This is a genomic window from Acidiphilium iwatense (assembly GCF_021556475.1).
GTDB lineage: Bacteria > Pseudomonadota > Alphaproteobacteria > Acetobacterales > Acetobacteraceae > Acidiphilium > Acidiphilium iwatense.
In genome coordinates, this window is sequence record NZ_JAKGBZ010000145.1 from 1 (window position 1) to 1,213 (window position 1,213).

Sequence of the window (1,213 nt, forward strand, 5' to 3'; positions counted from 1 at the left end):
CCGGCGTCTGGCAAAGGATTTCGAGGGTACAATCCATTCCGCTACCGCCTTCCTCTACGCCGCATCCGTCATGCTCCTCACCCGCCGACTCGCTCGTTACACATGAGTTCCGAGTCAGACTCTTAGGAGTTGGTTGCCCGGGTTCCACAGACGCGTACAGTGGAACTAAATACACTATACTACCGAACAACGGAAATAATAAGTGGAATATTATCGAAAAATCTGCACGATGATTTTTGTAAAAATAAAATGGAAGAGCCGCGTTAACTATTAGAAATACTACAATCAATGGAATCGTCCCAAGGGTTCCCGTCCAATTAAATGCATTAGTTGGACCAAAAATAGATCCAAGCACAAGGGCGACAATAATTGAACTGCTAAAAACAAAATAAAGTGAAATATACGGCGTTCCCATCTGGCTATGAACATTTGATAGACTGATCGGTAAAACACCTTCTTTTGAAAGATTGTAAATTACTCGAGATATCGCATTCATGATGACAATAGTCAGAGATATTGTACTTGTAATCCCGGCAATAAGAAGAATAAACGAAAAATTTCCCAATGCGTGATCGGCGACAGATATCAATGGGTAGTTTCCATGAGTAAGTAGTTTTTTATTAAATCCAGACCCAATGATTGTAGCATAAACACAGAAAACATATAATAACAAGGCAAATATTGTAGCCGAAAAAACCGCTATCCTAATAGTAGAATGAGGCCTCTTCGCCTCTTCAGCCATGGCAGCTGCATTACTCGAACCCAGAAATGGATATACTGCCAAAGGAAATGCCAGCCCAAGATCGCTAAAATTTCCAAATAATTTTATAAAACTAAACGGTTGTATAGAAATAAAACGAAGGTGTGTGGCTATCATTGCGAGTGATGCTACCAACAGCACCGCAGTTTCGAAAGCAAATAGCGCGATCGCAAGTTTTGACGAAATAGTGACTCCCAGAATACGGAGATAAACGGCTATTAAAGAAAACATAAACATTAACAAAATCCAATTAATAGTATAACCAAGCATTTGCTGAATACTATATTGTATCCATGTTGTCAAATCGCGTCCAACCGTGACCCCTTTTTTGCGTCCAATTCTGATGGTGTGGAACGCCCCCACCCAACCGCTGGCGTTCGCTGCGGCCGAACTGCGGTAGGATGCCGAACCGTCAACATAGGAGGGTGTATCCATGGAATGGATTGTGACGAT

Annotated in this window: 2 pseudogenes; one reads left to right on the forward strand and one right to left on the reverse strand. The window is 41.9% G+C overall.

Going from position 1 to position 1,213, the window contains the following annotated elements:
- Positions 1 to 106, forward strand: a pseudogene (locus L2A60_RS20465) (IS5/IS1182 family transposase); the annotation flags it as partial.
- 108 nt (positions 107 to 214) lie between these two features.
- Here L2A60_RS20465 and L2A60_RS20470 read toward each other — a convergent pair.
- Positions 215 to 1,195 (reverse strand): annotated as a pseudogene (locus L2A60_RS20470) (APC family permease); the annotation flags it as partial.
- Between the last annotated feature and the right edge of the window lie 18 nt (positions 1,196 to 1,213).